The 13,932-nt window shown below is 65.4% G+C and carries 10 protein-coding genes and 1 tRNA gene; 1 reads left to right on the forward strand and 10 read right to left on the reverse strand.

What is annotated here, in order from left to right:
- Positions 1-110 precede the first annotated feature (110 nt).
- The 3 genes from ACZ1H8_RS01535 to ACZ1H8_RS01545 form a co-directional block, all read right to left on the reverse strand.
- Positions 111-1,160: a Leu/Phe/Val dehydrogenase gene (locus ACZ1H8_RS01535; RefSeq protein ID WP_465179641.1), complete on the reverse strand. Its 1,050-nt coding sequence runs from the start codon at positions 1,158-1,160 to the stop codon at positions 111-113.
- Positions 1,161-1,217: 57 nt separating this feature from the next.
- Positions 1,218-1,294 (reverse strand) — tRNA-His (locus ACZ1H8_RS01540).
- Between the two features lie 83 nt (positions 1,295-1,377).
- Positions 1,378-2,418 carry a GspE/PulE family protein gene (locus tag ACZ1H8_RS01545; RefSeq protein WP_465179642.1) on the reverse strand — a complete coding sequence of 347 codons (1,041 nt, stop codon included), beginning with the start codon at positions 2,416-2,418 and terminating at the stop codon, positions 1,378-1,380.
- Positions 2,419-2,530: 112 nt separating this feature from the next.
- Between ACZ1H8_RS01545 and ACZ1H8_RS01550 the strand changes: the two genes are divergently transcribed.
- On the forward strand, positions 2,531-3,193 hold the full coding sequence (locus ACZ1H8_RS01550; RefSeq protein WP_465179643.1) for a prolyl hydroxylase family protein: 663 nt from the start codon (positions 2,531-2,533) through the stop codon (positions 3,191-3,193).
- A 76-nt stretch (positions 3,194-3,269) separates the two neighbouring features.
- Here ACZ1H8_RS01550 and ACZ1H8_RS01555 read toward each other — a convergent pair whose 3' ends face one another.
- The 7 genes from ACZ1H8_RS01555 to ACZ1H8_RS01585 all read right to left on the reverse strand — a co-directional run bounded on the left by ACZ1H8_RS01555 (position 3,270) and on the right by ACZ1H8_RS01585 (position 13,919).
- Positions 3,270-6,011 carry a TonB-dependent receptor domain-containing protein gene (locus ACZ1H8_RS01555; protein ID WP_465179645.1) on the reverse strand — a complete coding sequence of 914 codons (2,742 nt, stop codon included), beginning with the start codon at positions 6,009-6,011 and terminating at the stop codon, positions 3,270-3,272.
- Between the two features lie 87 nt (positions 6,012-6,098).
- Entirely contained in the window at positions 6,099-7,793 is a 1,695-nt protein-coding gene (locus tag ACZ1H8_RS01560; protein ID WP_465179646.1) for a hypothetical protein, read from the reverse strand.
- 253 nt (positions 7,794-8,046) lie between these two features.
- A complete protein-coding gene (locus tag ACZ1H8_RS01565) occupies positions 8,047-9,105 on the reverse strand; it encodes a LacI family DNA-binding transcriptional regulator (protein ID WP_465179648.1) in 1,059 nt (352 codons plus the stop codon).
- A gap of 20 nt (positions 9,106-9,125) precedes the next feature.
- On the reverse strand, positions 9,126-10,631 hold the full coding sequence (locus ACZ1H8_RS01570) for a tryptophan halogenase family protein (RefSeq protein WP_465179649.1): 1,506 nt from the start codon (positions 10,629-10,631) through the stop codon (positions 9,126-9,128).
- The gene (locus ACZ1H8_RS01575; RefSeq protein WP_465179650.1) at positions 10,628-11,659 is read right to left on the reverse strand and encodes a cupin-like domain-containing protein; all 1,032 of its coding nucleotides are present in this window, start codon (positions 11,657-11,659) and stop codon (positions 10,628-10,630) included. Before ACZ1H8_RS01575 ends, ACZ1H8_RS01570 begins: the two co-directional genes overlap by 4 nt.
- Complete coding sequence (locus ACZ1H8_RS01580; protein WP_465179651.1) at positions 11,652-12,368, reverse strand: SapC family protein; 717 nt, start codon at positions 12,366-12,368, stop codon at positions 11,652-11,654. Before ACZ1H8_RS01580 ends, ACZ1H8_RS01575 begins: the two co-directional genes overlap by 8 nt.
- A complete protein-coding gene (locus tag ACZ1H8_RS01585) occupies positions 12,369-13,919 on the reverse strand; it encodes a tryptophan halogenase family protein (RefSeq protein WP_465179652.1) in 1,551 nt (516 codons plus the stop codon).
- Between the last annotated feature and the right edge of the window lie 13 nt (positions 13,920-13,932).

The raw sequence follows: 13,932 nt of genomic DNA on the forward strand, positions 1-13,932 counted from the left end.
GAAGCCGCCGCAAATCCATGCCCGCGATCAAAGCGATGGGGCCGAAATCGCGGTATCCGCCGGGCGACCATGCCCGGCGAACGGCGCCCGATCTTCAGCAGCCCCGATCCTCAGCGACCGATGAGCCGCTGCGCGATACGATCGGCAACCTCGCTGGCGGGATCGCCGGTGCGCTCGCTCTCGTCCCACACCTCGACTAGGCGCTCGGGAATCTTCTGCACGCGTGCCTCGACTTCGGCGCGGTCGCCCTGGCCGAGATATTCCAGGCCGACATTGATGATGCCGCCGGCGTTGATGACATAATCGGGCGCGTAGAGGATGCCGCGGTCCTGCAGCCGCTGGCCATCGGCGCGCGTCGCGAGCTGATTGTTCGCACCGCCGGCAATGACCTTGGTGCGCAGCGCGGCGATCGACGTCTCGGTCAGGATCGCGCCGAGTGCATTGGGGCTGACGATATCGGCGTCGAGCGACAGGATCGCGTCGGTCGAGACGGTCTCGCCGCCCAGTTCCTCGGCCAGCGCACGAGCACGGTCGGCATTGACGTCGGCCAGCGTCAGGCGCGCGCCGTCCTTCGCCAGCAGGCGGGCCAGGCCGCCGCCGACGCTGCCGACGCCCTGGATCGCGACATGGACGCCCTTCATCTGGTCGGCACCCAAGCCGCGCTTCGCCGCCGCCTTGACGCCCAGATAGACGCCCATCGCGGTGACGGGGCCGGGATCGCCGCCTGCACCGCCGGCCGCCACGGGGAGGCCCGAGACGTGACGGGTCTGGGTCGCGACCTGCTTCATCCGCGCTTCGGACATGCCGACATCCTCGGCGGTGACATAGAGGCCGTTCAGCGATTCGACCGCGCGGCCAAATGCCTCGAGCTGGGCATCGGTGATCTCGGCACCGGCGTACGGCGCCAGCACGACACCCTTGCCGCCACCCAGCGGCAGGCCGGCCATGGCGTTCTTGTAGCTCATGCCGCGCGACAGGCGCAGCGCATCGGTGATCGCCGCATCGCTGTCGGCATAATGCCAGAAGCGGACGCCGCCGGCCGCCGGACCAAGCTTCGACGAGTGGACGGCGATGATCGCACTCAGCCCCGATTCGCGGTCGGAGAACAGATGGACGCCCTCATGGTCGTCGAAGTCGGGATAACCCCAATCGGTGATCATATGAAATCCTGCACGGCAGCCGCCCGTCTGCGGGCGCGGGCGGTCAGGGGGGAAGAATGGGGCGACCGACGGGACTTGAACCCGCAACTTCCGGCATCACAAGCCGGCGCTCTAACCAATTGAACTACGGTCGCCGCGAAGAAGGCGCGCTTAGCGGGAGCTTTGCCGAAGCGCAAGATAATGTCGTGCACATCCTGACGATTCCGTGTCCGCCCGTCTAGCTGCGCGACAGGCGTACAGCCTCGTCTGCGCTGATCCGCCCCTCCCGCACCAGCGCCCGGGCGGCCGAGCCGAGATTCGGCGCGTTGAGAAAGGCGTGGCGGGCGATGATGGCCCCGTCCCCGCCGTCGTTGATCAGCCGGCGCAGCGCGGGGTCGGCCAGGATCGCCTCGAACACGCCCGTCTCGCCCGCGAATCCGTCATCGCACGCCTCACAGCCGACCGGGGCATAGACGACCGCGCCGGCGTCGAAGCCGAGCAGCGACGATACTGATCCGCGCGCCTGCACCGGCTCGCGGCACGACTGGCACAGGCGTCGGACCAGCCGCTGCGCAATCACCCCGTGCAGGGTCGAGGCGAGTTGAAACGGTTCGACGCGAAAGTCACGCAGGCGCTGGAGCCCGCTGACGGCATCGCGCGCCTCGATCGTGGCAATCACCAGATGGGCGCCGGCGGCATGGACCATCAGCCGGGCGAGATCTCGGTCGGCGACCGAGTCGATCGCGATCACGTCCGGATCCTGGCGTAGCACTGCCCGCAATTCATCGAGCGAGCCCGCGGACAGGATATTGCGGGTGCCGTCATCGGCCTGATCGACCAGCGCCCGGAGCGTGCGGCGCTTGCCGGCACCTTCGGGACCGGAGATCAGGATCAGGCCGGTACCAGCGAGTGCACCGCCAACCGCCTGGGCCAGACGCGACGGCATGCCGAGCGCCTCGATCGCCGCGAATCGCGCCTCGCGCTCCGGAAGGTGCAGAACCAGCCGCTCGCCGCTCTGCGTCGCCATGCGCGCCACGTCCAGGCCGTGGCCAGCGAAATCGGGAAGCGTCGGATGATCGAGGCGCAGCACGTCGCGGAGCTGGCCACCAAGGCGCATCCGCACGCGCAGGCCGCCCTCGCTCGGCTCGACATGGACATGGCTGGCATCCTGCCGCCTCGCTTCGCCCAGAATGGCGTCCGCCAGCTCCGCGGGATTCGACGATCCGAACGCGACCGGCGCGTTGGCCGGGGTCGGAATCGTCGGAGCGGCTGTGGTCATGAGCGCATCGATTATGCATCTCTCATGACACCGTCTTTGCGCTTTTGTGACGGTCGCGTTGCACCCTGTCTGGAGGGTGGAAACGCCCCTGCCCTTTTGGCAGAAGGCGCGCATGAGCGCTGATTCCAGTCCCAATCTCGGCTGCGGCCACCCGTCGGAGCCGGTGATGGCGCACCTCGCCGCCCAGCCGGGCGTGCAGCGGGTGCCCAGCCCGAAAGTGGCGATGTTCATCAAGAAGGGCTTTCTCGAGCCCGAGCTGTGCCAGCTGCTGATGTACAAGATCGATTCGGACCGGCGCCCCTCCACCTTGGCGGACGGCAATGGCGACTATGCGTTTCGCACCAGCGAGACGTGCGACCTGCCGAATAGCGATGCGGTGGTGATGGAGGTGGAGCGGCGCATTACCGAGATGGTCGGACTCGACCCGCTGCATGGCGAGCCGATGCAGGGCCAGCGCTATGACATCGGCCAGGAGTTCAAGGCGCATACCGACTATTTCGAGCCGACCGGCAAGGATTTCGTCCAATATTGCACCGTCTCGGGCCAGCGCACCTGGACGGTCATGATCTACCTGAACGATGTCGAGGCCGGCGGCGCGACGCGGTTCAAGGCGATCGACAAGATCATCCAGCCCGAGGCGGGCAAGGTGCTGGCCTGGAACAATCTGCGCCCCGATGGGCGACCGAACCCGTCGACGCTCCACCATGCGATGAAGGTGCGTTCGGGCCTGAAATACGTCATCACCAAATGGTATCGCGAGCGCCCCTGGGGCTGATCCGGTTACGAGCGAGCGACAACGAAAAAGGCCCGGTGCGTCGCGCACCGGGGCCTTTTTCTTCGGGAAGCGCAGATCAGAAGGTGATGCCGAGGCCGATCGTGAAGGAACGACCAAGGTCATAGGTGTTCACGTCGCGGCGTACACCATTCGAGAAGATCTGGAACTCCTCGTAGCGGCGGGCAGTCAGGTTGCGCGCCTCGAACTTCAGCTCGAAGTCGACACCGCCCAGCTGGACGCCCTGGCGAGCGACCAGGTCGAAGCGCCAGCCCGGCCGTTCGACGATGTTCGGCTGCGGGATGCCGGTGCCGTCGGGAGATACGGGACCGCGGGTGGTCACGCGCTCGCTGGCATAATTGACCAGGAAGGTCAGCTGCGACAGCCGGTCGCGATTTTCGATCCCGAGCTGGAAATTCACCAGATGATCCGACTGGCCGACCAGCGGATCGCCGTCGACGAACAGCTGATTGGCGCGCACATAGCTCGCCACGTCGCCCTGTAGCGGGCTGGGCACCAGACTGTCGTCCACGTCGAGCTGCGACTTGGTGTAGGTATAGTTGGCGATCAGCAGCAGGCGGTGCGCCGGCGAGATGAACTCGAGCGGCACATATTTGATTGCTTCGATTTCGGCACCATACAGCTTGGCGCTGGGCGCGTAGGAGAAGCCGACCTGCGGGGTGGTCGAGCCACCCGGGAAGAAGGCAACGGTCTCGATCGGATTGTCGATCTTCTTGAAAAAGCCGGCCAGCGTGATCCGTTGATCACGGGCGTAGAACCACTCGTAGCGGATCTCGCCGTTCCACAGCTGCGAATCGTTGAGCAGCGGGTTGCCGAGGAACTGACGGTTGGTCTCGAAATCCTGGTACAGCTGCGGCGCGAGTTCGCGGAACTGCGGACGCGCGATCGTCTTCGACGCGTGGAAGCGCAGCTGCATGTTCTGCTCGAATGTCCACGTCACCGTGGCGGCGGGCAACCAGTAGCTGTTGCTGAGATTGGTGTTGACGGCCCCGCCGGTGTTCACGACCTCATCCGCCTTTTCGTAGCGCACGCCCAGATTGACGCGGATGTTCGAGACGGGCTCGAGATCGGCCTGGAGATAGCCGGCATGGGTCTTCAGGCCGGCGCTATATTCCGCGGCGCCCGAATTGGCCGAGGTGTTGCGCAACTCGATGCACGAGGTGCTGTCCTGCGGGAAGCCCGGGATCCAGCGGCGGCACCCGTTGAGGATCGTGTCGTCCGACAGGAGATAGTCGGGCCGCAGCTGCGCCAGCACGTCGGGCAGCGACACGCCGTCGGGGCCGAAATACTGGAAGGAATAGCGGCTGGAGGTACGGTCCGCGTCGCTATAATTATAGCCGGCCGACACGGTCAGCGGGAAGGACAGGTTGAAGCGATAGGCGACGTCCGCCTGCCCGGCCCAGAGATCCTCGTTCAGGTCGCTGAACGCGATCGTCGCCGGGGTCAGCGTGCCGAGATTGTTGATATAGTCGTTGATCGGGGTGTTCCCGCGCGATCCGACATAGGTGTAGCGGAAATAGCGTTCATAGGGCGATTTGCGCTTGGTGTTGGCATAGCTGCCACGCAGGTCGAGGCTGAGGTCGCCGAACTTGAATTCGCCGGCCAGCTGCGAGTTGATCAACTGGCGTTCGAACCAGCTGGTGTTCTGGTCGAGAAACGCCTGGTTTCCGTCGATCACGTCGAAATTGTTGCCCTGGCCACCGGTGCCGAGCGCAGTCTGCTTCAGCGTGTCGTGGATATAGAGGTTGGTCCAGCGCAGCTTGTGCTCGCCGAACTCCGCACCCAGGCCGATCATGCCGTTGACCAGGATGCGATTGTCGGTCGTGACGGTACGGAAGTCCTTGGCGAAACCGCCCTGATTGTCGATCGAGAATTGCTGGATCGCGTCGCGCGTGCGCCAGGAATTGCTGAAGCCGCCGGCAGCGATCAGGCCGACGCGCGCGCCGCCGATATCGACCGACCCGCCCATGCTGGCCTCCCAGCTGAGGTTCGGCGGGATGTGATAATTGGTCTGGGCCAGGGTCGTCTCGGCGTTGGTCAGGCCGGTGATCGCGCTGGACGGCAGGATCGCGGTGCGGTTGCGGCCGGCATCCTTGATGAACTGCGGCACGTCACGCTCGCCGGTGTCGTAGCCGAAGAAGTCGGCACGGCCACCGTCATAGACATAGCCGAGATTGCTGGTGGTGAAGGTGTCCGCCCCGATGGAGGCACCGACCTGGAGGAAGCTGTCCTTCGGCACGGCGCGGGTGGTCAGGTTGATCACGCCGCCGCCGAATTCGGCGGGATAATTGGCGGAGTAGCTCTTCTGGACCAGTGCCGAGGCGATGATGTTGGTCGGGAAGATGTCGAGCGGAACGACGCGGCGCAGTGGCTCGGGGCTCGGCAGCGGCGACCCGTTCAGCAGCGACGAGGAATAGCGGTCGCCCAGACCGCGCACATAGACGAAGCCGTCGCCCACGACCGAAAGGCCCGTCACGCGTTCCAGCGCGCCGGCAATGTCGCCTTCACCGGTGCGGGAAATATCCTCCGACGACAGGACCGAGACGACCTGCGGCGTCGCGCGGACGACGTTGGGAATGTTGCGTCCCTCGACGACGATCTCGCTGATCTCGCCGTCCATGCCGGGGGCAGAGATTTCGACCGTCTCCTGGCCGGGGTCCTGCCCCGCATCTTGAGTCGGTTCGGCCTGCTCCTGCTGGGTCGTCGGCGTCACGACGCTGCCATCCTGCGCCAGCGCGCCGGGCGTGACGAGGGTCGTGGTAGCGAGAAGGAGCGTGCCGAAAGCGAGCTGCTTTTTCATGTGCGTATCCGGTCGGTCGAAGGGCGGAGAGAAGACGGCATGCGGGGCGGCGGATCGATGCCGCCGCCCCGCAAGGTTGCCAGGGTCTTAGTTGACCGGCAGCGCGGTGCAGTTGCCGCTCGCCGTGCCGAAGTTGGCGCGGTTCGAGTTGCAGGTCCAACGCTCGAACCAGGTCGCGTTCGGATCGCCCTCTCTGGGAGACACGGCCCCCAGATAGTCGGCCGCGACGAAGAACGCCGCCAGGCCGGTCGCTGGTGCCGGGTTATAATTGGCCGGGTTGGTGGCAGTGACAGCCTGCGGCCCAGCGCCGAGACGATATTGCGCCGTCAGCGCATCACCGATCACGCCGTTGATGTTTACGTTATTATTGCGTGCATTCTCGACGACCGCCCGCTGCTGGTCGGCAGAGATCGTCACAGCGCCATTCGAGCCGGTGACCGAGCTGACAGCAAATTTCGTCGCGCCGCATGCAAAGTACAATGAGTGGAAAAACGGAGCACCATAGTCCTGCAGCGGCCCGAGCGAGCCGGTCACCAGCGGACTCGTCGTCGATGGGGTCGAATCCCCCGTGCGGATCGTGGTCTGGGAACCATCGTTGGCTCCGGCGCCTGCCACCATGTTCAGGCATGCTTGCGGAGTGGTGACGATGCCATTGATGAAACGGCTATCGGCACCACCGCGGATGCGGATCGCGGCGTTGGTGGCGGTGCTGGTCTGAACCATGGTGAAGTTGGCGATCTGGCCCCAGGTGCGCGGCAGTGCCTCTTCGGCACCATTCGAGTCGATCTCGAGCAGGTAATTGTCGCTCTGAGTGTTGGTCGGCTTCTGGATGGCGATCATGAACTGGACCATGCCGCGCCAGCCCACATCGTAATCCAGCGAGTCGTCGTCCGCGCCGGTGATGGCCAGATACTTCAGGTTGGTGCGGCCACCGAAAATCTCGATGCCGTCGTCCGAGCTGTTGTGGACCTGGATATGGTCGAGCTGCGTGCCGTAGCCGGTTCCGCCCAAGGTCAGGCCCTGAAGCTCGACGCCTTCGGCCAGGATCGTGCCCGAGTAACGGATCTGGACATAGCGCATCACGCCGCTGTCGTCGGACACCGAATTGCCGCCGTACCGCGCGGTACCGGTCCCTTCCACCACGTTGTCACACTCAGCCGAACCACCGACGGCACCGGCGGTGCTGCAGTTCGAAATCGGCGCGCGACCGGCAAGGATCACGCCACCCCACTGACCCTGTGACTCGTCGGTCGCGCTCCCGCGCAGGTTCTGCCCTGAGGTGAAGATGATCGGGGCAGTCTCGGTGCCTTCCGCCAGGATGCGCGAGCCGCGGTTGACGATCAGATAGTCGTTATCGGCATCGAGTTCGTTGGCGTAAAAGATCACGCCGGGCTGAACCGTCAGGATGGCTGACTGACCGCCCGGCGCGTTCCCCGCCCCACCGATGTCGATGCCCACATTGACACGACCGTTGATTTCGTAGGCGACGCCCGGAAGCTTGGCGAGCGTGGTGTTGCCGGTGATCAGCGACGGAATGCGGCAGCCGCGGAACGACCCGATGACCCCGCGGTCGATCGTGCCCGACGGGCACGAAGCAGCAGGAGTTCCCGGGGTCGGCGTCGGGGTCGGCGTGGGAGTCGGGGCAGCCGGAGTCGGCGCCGGAACCACGATCACGCCCTCGCCGGGGGAAGCGACGCTGGTCGCGCCGTCGCAAGCCGACAGCATCGCGCCGCCGGCGCAGCTGGTCATAAGAATGAGGCTGAGACGCTTGAAGCTGGCCATAAAATCTCCGTTCCGGGTCGATTGCCGGCAGTTTGGGCGGGGTCTGCGTGGGTGATGCGACTCGGTATGCCCCCTGCCGGCCGCAGGGCTCCGCTAGGGGGCCAGCATGACGCGCCGGTGCGAGATCGAAGACATGTGGAAGACGGTTCGATGACAGCTTTGTTACGATGTTGCGGTTCTGCAACAATCGCCGCGACGCGCCGTGGCGTGTCCCAATGTCGATGAGCACCGCGGGCGGTGCCCTGGCCTCGGGTCAGCCTCTGATCGGTGCCGGCGCTGTCGAGTTTCGCAGCACGAGGCTGGCCGGGACCACGATCGGGTCGCCCGGCGCTGCCTTGCCGGCGCGCTCCGCGATGATCAGTTCCACCGACCGCGCCGCAACTTCGGCGATCGGCTGGACGATGGCGGCGAGCGGCGGATGCGTGACGCGCACGATCGGGGTGTCGTCGAAACTGATCAGCGACAGATGATCGGGAATTGTAATCCCGAGTTCGCGGGCGGCCTCGAGCGTGCCAAGCGCCATCTGGTCGTTGCTGGCGATGATCGCGGTGACGGGATCGGCGCCGGACAAGAGCGTCGTTGCCGCCGCCTTTCCCGATGCGAGGCTGAAATCGCCGCCCGCGAGCAGGCCGTCGATATCGAGCCCGGCGCGGGCCATCGCGGCCTTCCAGCCATCGACCCGCCACATGCTGAGCTCATAATCCTGCGGCCCCGCGATGAAGCCGATCCGTCGGTGACCCAGTTCGACGAGGTGGTCGGTTGCCAGACATGCCGCGCGTTCATCGTCCATAGTCAGCGCGAAGCCCGGGCCTAAATCGAGCGAGCCGATGCGCGCGAAGCTGATATGATGCTCCGCCAGCAGGCCGGTGATCAGCGGGTTGCTGGAATGCGGCGGGGTCAGGATGACGCCGTCCGGCTGGAGCGAGGCAATGGCCGCTGCCAGTTCGCGCTCGATATGGTCGCTATGCGTGTCGACGAGTTCGATGATCATGCGATACCCATATTCATGGCATTTCAGCATGCCGCCGAGCAGCATCTGGTCGACCCAGTCGGCACCCTGTCGCGCGCGCCAGTCGGCGATGGTGCGCTCGCGGTCGTTCAGCGCGATGATCAGATAGGAGCGCGAGCCGCCCATGCGCTGCGCCGCGATCGAGGGAACATAGCCCAGCTTGTCGATCGACGCCTGGACGCGCTGCTTCATTTCCGGACGTACGCCGGGCTCGTTGTTGATGACGCGGCTGACGGTCTGGAACGACACGCCGGCATCGGCCGCGACATGCTTGATGGTAACGGAACGCTTGCGCCTGATCATCTGGTCCCCCCGGCCCGAACTTAAGCTGAAGCAGGCCGGGCAGCGCCGCAATAGCGGGCGACATAGGCGGCATGTTCGGGCAGCGTCCCCACCGTTCGCGTGACATCGTCGCGCAACATGGTCAGCAACCGGGTGAGTTCGTCGTCGCGCAGCTTCTCCGCAATCGGATGCCAGGATCGGGGCATGATCCCCTGCCCCATCATCACCTGGACCCAGCTGTTCTCGGCAAACAGCTCATCGTTGCGACGGAAGACGCGGCCAGTCTCGCGAAACAGCTCGATCTTGTGCGCCAGCGAGTCCGGGATCTCCATCGAGGCGCATTGCCGCCAGAAGGCGCTGTCGCGGCGATCGGTCGCCTTGTAATGGAGCACCAGGAAATCGCGGATCTGCAGCATGTCGTTATGCTGCTGGTCGTTGAACTCGGCAATGTCGTGTTCGCTGACCTCGCCCAGCGGCATCATCCGGATCAGGCGCAGCACCGCGCGCTGGATCAGATGAATGCTGGTCGATTCCAGCGGCTCCATGAATCCACCCGACAGGCCGACAGCGACGCAGTTGCGATGCCATTGCTTGCGGCGCGCGCCGGCACCGAAGCGCAGGAAATTGGGTTCGGTGAGCACCTCGCCCTCGACATTGCCGACCAGACGGTCGAGCGCAGCGTCGCGGTCGAGATAGCGGCTGCAATAAACGATGCCGTTGCCGACGCGGTGCTGCAGCGGAATTCGCCACTGCCAGCCCGCATCATGCGCCATGGCGCGCGTATATGGCACCGCCGGCCCGACGCTCTCGGTCTGCAGCGCGATCGCGGAATCGCAGGGCAGCCAGTGCGTCCAGTCGTCATGGCCGACATGCAGCGCCTCACCGATCAGCAATGCCCGGAAACCGGTACAGTCGATGAACAGATCGCCCTCGACCCGCTGCCCCGAATCCAGATGCAGCGCGGCGATATCGCCGCTTTCCCCGTCCAGCTCGACGCGCGCGATGCGCCCTTCGATGCGGGTGGCGCCGTCCCCTTCCGCCATCTTGCGCAGGAACTTCGCATAGAGCCCGGAATCGAGCTGGTACGCATAGTTCATCCGGTCTTCGGGAAGGTGGGCGAACCGGCCCTTCAACGCAGCGATCAGTTCGAGACAATACTCGTCATAGGACTGGTCATGGCCCTTGCTGCGTCCATAGAGCCAGAAATGCTGGAACCCCGCCGACCAGTGATCCTTGCCGGTCAGGCCGAACGAGTGAAAATAGCGGCTGCCCGGTTCCTTCCAGTCGTCGAACAGGATGCCCAGCTTGAACGTCGCCTGGGTGGCGCGCATGAACTCGGCCTCGTTGATGCCAAGCAGGCGGTTGTAATTGACCAGCGGCGGGATGGTCGACTCCCCGACGCCGATCGTGCCGATCGCCTCTGACTCGATCAGCGTGAGGTCAACGGTGGGCCCCAGGGTGCGCGCCATCGCCGCGGCGGCCATCCAGCCGGCGGTCCCACCGCCAGCGATCACGACACGGCGCAGGCGCCGATCGGCAGTGGTCATCGGCTCAGGCTCCTCAGCAGATAGGCGCGCATCCGGCCTGCGGTTTCGGGGGTCAGCGGCCCCAATATGCTGCGCGCCTCGGGGGGGATGTGCGACGCGACCCCATCGTCATTTTCGAACACATAATGGTCGAACATGTCGCGCCAGTGCCGCTTCTCGTCCTCCGGCAGCTCGCGGATGGCGAGCATCGCGTGGATCAGCGCATCCTGCGGCTGACCCATCCAGCGCGGCGTGTCGCGCCACCAGTAATTGACGAGGATGTTGAAGGGGGCGAGCCCCTCGACATGATGCCACCACATGCTGGGGATATGGATCGCGTCCCCCGGATCGAGCTCTATTGTCTGACCGTGCTGCATCGCCTCGCGGAAGCGCGGATGGGCGGCGAAATCGGGTGAATGGAAATCCACCATGCTGATCGCGCGGCCGGCGGGGGTGTTGTCGATCGGGCCGAGATAGAGGTTGCGGAACTGCTCCGGGGGAAAGACCGTGAAGCGGCGCCTGCCGGCGGCGACACAGGCGAGATTGTCGGGAAAGTCGTTATGCGCGGCGATGCGGGTCGCGGTGCCGATCCAGATGCTGGCGCGCGGTTCGCGCGCGCCCAGATCGACATGATTGGCCTGATGCAGGCCGTCGAAAAAATCGTGGACGTCGACCGAGCCGAGATAGATCGCGCGCGGATCTCCCTTTGCCTCCAGTCTGTCGATATCGGCGAAGACCTCGGGCAGGTCGCCCTGGACCGTCACAAAGTTCATCGCCATCGCGGCATCGTAGAACAGGCGGCCGTCTTCACCCGCCGCACCGACCGACACGGTGAAGGGACGGTTGCGTCGATGCTGGAGGAGATAGTTGCGGGCATCGCGGCTGGACCGAAGCCCGGCCTGCACCAGCGGCCAGTCCTTGACCAGCCCACGCACGACGAACGGCGCGGTCGCCGAGCGCAACTGCGCATCGAGCTGTGCGGGATCGGTGACCGTCACCTCCGGCACCGACGCAAGCTGCGCGAAGATATCGCAATCGGCTTCAGCCATGGCCGATGTCGCGATTCTTGCGAGCGACGAGCGCGCCGATGTTCGACAGCGACGCCAGCGCCATGAAGATCGGCATGAGGTGGCCGTCGGCATGGAGTTCGGCAACCGCGCCACCATCGAGGCTGCGCAGACGGTCCTCGTCGATGACATGAAATCCGACCAGCCGGTTGGTTGAGTGGTCGGCGAGCGTGATCTCCAGGGTCAGCGGCTCGAGCAGATCATAGCGGCGCAGCGCGGCAAAGAAATCGGCCGAGGCGCGATAGCCTTCGTCAAGCGCACCGAGCTTTTCGGCGACAGCGTCGAGAAAGGGTGTCGGGCGGCCGTCCGGATCGAAGGCGCGGACGCCTTCCTCTCCGCCGATGCGCGGACTCTCCATGTCGACATGGACCTGCTTCGCTGCGGTGTCCTCGGGCGCGCCGCCGATCAGGAACGGCTGGATATCATGCGCCAAGGGCACATAGCGGGCGTCCCATCGGCCATCGCGCAGGAACAGGTTCTCGCCATTCTGGAAGCCGAAGAGCGCAAGCGCGGTGAAGCTGTTGCGTTCCTGATTCAGGCGGAACAGGATCGGATATTCGTCCTGCACCTGCCGAAACTCATAGGGCATGGTGACGCAGCTCATCACCCCGTCGCCAAGTTCGACGGCGCGGTCGGTGCGGATGCGCAGGTCGCGATGATCCTCGGCGGTGAGGAGTTGGTGTCCGGACATTCAGATCGTCTCCTGGAGCGCAGCGGCGCGTAGGGCGGAAAGATAGGCGCGATTGCCCGGCAGGCTGGACGCGAGCGTGCGGGCACGATGCTCGACCTGACGCAGCGCCGCGTCGGCGTTGCCGGATCGGGGTGTCCGCGTGCCCGCTACGGGCGGCGGGAAGCCCATGCCGTAGAGCACATATTGATAGCTTGCCGCCGGGAATATCTCGTCGATCATGCCCAGGTCATGATGCGAAGGTGGCTGATGGCGCCAGACCTGCAGAAGATCGGTCAGTCGGTCCGGGATCGAGGCCGGGTCACGGTGCTCCCGCCAATAGGGCTCGTCCCGATGGCTCAGGACGTAATGGAGCTTGAGAAACTCGACGATGCGATCCCAGCGGTAGCGAAACAGCGTGTTGAACCGCCCGGCATGGATGTCGATCATCTCGCGCGTCACGGGGAAATTGTCGATCAGCGCGCCCAGCGACAATTCGATCAATACGATCGCCGAGGCCTCGAGTGGTTCGAGGAAGCCTGCCGACAGCCCGATAGCGAGGCAATTGTTTTCCCAGAACCGCTCGCGATGGCCCGAGCGGAAGGTCAGGCGGCGTGGCTCCAGCGTGTCGGCGGCCGCCCAGGGCGCGGTGCGGGCGACATAGTCGCGCAGGGTGTCGACTGCCTCGTCGTCGCTGATGAAGTCCGAAGCATAGACACAGCCGATCCCGCGTCGCGTCGGCAGGCCGATGTCCCAGATCCAGCCGGCCGTATGGGCAGTCGCCGTGGTCTGCGACGCTATCGCGCTGTCAGCCGGCACCGGCACCTGGAGCGCAAGTGCGCGATCGTTGAACAATTCGCCGCGCCGGTCGACGAAGCTGACGCCATATTCGCCCGCGATGAGCAAAGCGGCATGACCGGAGCAGTCGATGAACAGGTCGCCGGCAATCGACCCCGAGGACCGCGTGCGAACCGCGGAGATATCGCCGTTATCGGCGCGATCAACCCCGGTGACGTGATCGCGCAGGTGCCGGACGCCGAGCTTGCTCGTGGCGTGGCGCATCAGCAGGGCCGCCAGCTTCCCCGCGTCGAGGTGATAGGCATAGTTCAGTGCCCCGGCATAATCGGGCATGGCGCGCTGCCGTGGCGCCAGGTGGCGCTCGCAAGCAAGCGGCTGTGCGGAGACCGCGTCGGCAAAGGGGCGATCGGCTGGGGACGACTGCCAGGCGGCGACCACATCGCGCGGGTCACCGTCGATCGGCGCGACGAACGGGTGGTAATAATGCTCGCCCGGCGCTCCGGTCACCCAGCCGTCGAAGCGCGATCCCTGCTTGAACGACGCATCGCAGGCGAGGAGAAAGTCGCTCTCGGCAATCCCGATCCGATCGAGCGTGGCGCGCATCGTCGGCCAGGTCCCCTCCCCCACGCCGATCGTTGGAATGTCGGGAGATTCGATCAGCGTGACGCTCAGCGGCGGTGTGTCGCCCGATGCCGAGCGGGCGGCGATCAGGCACGCCGCCAGCCAGCCTGCGGTGCCGCCGCCGACGATCACGATGCTGCTGATGGGTCTGGTCACGCGGTGACTCTAC

This window comes from Sphingomonas sp. BL-S-25 (assembly GCF_055521555.1).